The sequence below is a fragment of the Providencia sp. JGM181 genome, from assembly GCF_018257375.1.
GTDB lineage: Bacteria > Pseudomonadota > Gammaproteobacteria > Enterobacterales > Enterobacteriaceae > Providencia > Providencia lanzhouensis.
On the sequence record NZ_JAERJY010000243.1, the window covers coordinates 1 to 2,122 of the forward strand.

3 protein-coding genes are annotated in these 2,122 nt (G+C 36.4%); all 3 read right to left on the reverse strand.

Features of this window, described 5'->3' with window-relative positions; translation table 11 throughout:
* Position 1 precedes the first annotated feature (1 nt).
* Genes JK188_RS17160 through JK188_RS17170 form a run of 3 tightly spaced genes read right to left on the reverse strand, consistent with a single transcriptional unit; the run spans position 2 to position 2,031 of the window.
* The gene (locus JK188_RS17160; protein ID WP_211886564.1) at positions 2 to 652 is read right to left on the reverse strand and encodes a hypothetical protein; all 651 of its coding nucleotides are present in this window, start codon (positions 650 to 652) and stop codon (positions 2 to 4) included.
* Positions 653 to 687: 35 nt separating this feature from the next.
* Complete coding sequence (locus JK188_RS17165) at positions 688 to 1,347, reverse strand: fimbrial protein (RefSeq protein ID WP_211886566.1); 660 nt, start codon at positions 1,345 to 1,347, stop codon at positions 688 to 690.
* Positions 1,348 to 1,404: 57 nt separating this feature from the next.
* Positions 1,405 to 2,031 carry a fimbrial protein gene (locus JK188_RS17170; protein WP_211886568.1) on the reverse strand — a complete coding sequence of 209 codons (627 nt, stop codon included), beginning with the start codon at positions 2,029 to 2,031 and terminating at the stop codon, positions 1,405 to 1,407.
* Between the last annotated feature and the right edge of the window lie 91 nt (positions 2,032 to 2,122).

Sequence of the window (2,122 nt, forward strand, 5' to 3'; positions counted from 1 at the left end):
GCTATATGCCAAATGAAAATATAATATCTGCACTGCCATCTAATTCCACAGCCTCAATAATTGGACCATTGGTTTCTTTAAGGCTGTTTAATATAGGCTTAACGGCTATATTAACGGTGAAATTTTTTCCACTGGATAATACGTTTTCATTTGTAAACCATGCATATTTTTTCCCTTTTAATACCGCTCCTTGAATGCGCTGAAATGGCCCTGCGCCTTCCACCACTCCGATTCCAACCGATTGACCATCCACTTTTGGTTGGTTAAGTATCAGCTGGTAATTCCCTAATCGTCCTTGGTTATTCACCTTCCCTAACCCAAAGTAATCTTCATTTCCCAATTGTGATGAATCACTTCGGTTATCCGAGAACTGAACAAGCAATTGAGTTGGTGTATTACACGACACTTGCCATGTTTTGGTAATCTCGGGTATTTCCGTTGCGTTAATCGCATTAAACTGGCGAGCATGCAATTGATTAAATTGATATTGCCCGCCATCAGGGATAACGATTTCACACGTAGGGGGTGACTCAACCTGTTCAATAATATTTCTATTTTGAAAAGTATGCGAATAAACTGCTTCACTAAAAAACAGACTACAATATGCAAACAGCAATGTAGCTTTAGTTACTGGAGTGACAAATAAACGCATATATTCCCCAAGAAATAAATTTCATTAGAATTTAATTAAATACCAAAGTTAAACGCCAGCACAGCCTCTGCTTGATAATCAACATTAGACGTCAAATCGATACCCGCTGTCGTTAATTGGTTGATTGAGCTAATATAAACGCTGGTTGTTACAAAATCCGCAGAGAATACTTTTCCCGCTGTTAATTTATTGGCGAATATTGTTGAGCTCTTTGTACCAAAACCATTAAGTATTTTCTTAGTCATGACAGAGTTATTTGCTGTAACACCATCACTTGCAATAAAAGCAGTTTTAGAATCAATCGTGACATCAGAAACAGCAAACATCACTGCACCGACGGATTTATCTGGGCTATCCGAATGCACCATGAAAAAATAAGTATCGCCAGATGCTGTAGGCCATGGCGTACTTTGATACGTATCCGTTGCACGATAGGTTAAATATGTCTCCGCATCACAAGTCACAGTGACATTCTTTTTAACCGGTGATTGTAATACCGTATAAGATGTTTGACTCAAATATCTTGGCGATGTTTTTGCTAATTCAAAAATAACATCTGACTGTTCATTTCCATTAATTAAACAGGTTGGCATTGCAACTTTGCCGGATACTTTTATATTTGCAGTTGTATTGGCAAATACAGCTGGAGATATTAATACCGTCGATAATATTAATGGTGTTATTTTTTTAATCATAGTTCCGTTCCATAATGAATAGATATAAATTTATATCTATTCATTTCAATCAAAAAATTAGAGAGAGAAAGCAAAGGCTAATGTTGCATGACCATCTAATTCCGCATCACCCGAGCTTGTTTTCAATTCAGAACTCAGCGTTGGTTTTACATCAAAGTCTGCTGCAAAAATTTGCCCAGCTCTTAATGTGCTCGTAGCTGTTGCCCACGCCATTTTTTTCGTTTTATCAATAGACATTGCTGTTGCATATGTTGCACCATTCGAAATACCAACAGCTTGAGCAGCACTTGAAGAATCCGCTTTGACTGTCGCATTCTTCATAGTAATTGTATAGAAACCAACTTTTTTATCGGTATCAAACAGACCTAGACCAAAGTTATATACACCCGCGGTTAATACAGAACTCGCACGATTATCAGTAGAGGAGAAAGTTAAATAAGTCGCTGCATCACAAATCACTTCAATGCTATTTGTTTTTGCATCAAGTCCTAAATTACCTGAAACAGGGAACATTCCAGGTGACACATCAAATACATATTCTAGATCAACTTCATTCTGACCTTTAATAGTACAAGTTGGTGGTGTAATTGAACCTGATACTTTTAAATTAGCCACAGGTGCAGCTGCTAATGTCGCGCTTGAAACAGAAATTAAAGATAATGCAATTACGGTTCTCTTAAACATGAAATAAATCCTATAAAATAAAAATAATATTTAAACGAATAAAACCCCTCCTATTGGAATTTTAAAATTAAAATCCTAATAAGAATATTTT

Coding starts and splice junctions, on each gene's coding strand:
- JK188_RS17160 (WP_211886564.1), bottom strand. CDS start 652: ATGCGTTTATTTGTCACTCCAGTAACTAAAGCTACATTGCTGTTTGCA.
- JK188_RS17165 (WP_211886566.1), bottom strand. CDS start 1,347: ATGATTAAAAAAATAACACCATTAATATTATCGACGGTATTAATATCT.
- JK188_RS17170 (WP_211886568.1), bottom strand. CDS start 2,031: ATGTTTAAGAGAACCGTAATTGCATTATCTTTAATTTCTGTTTCAAGC.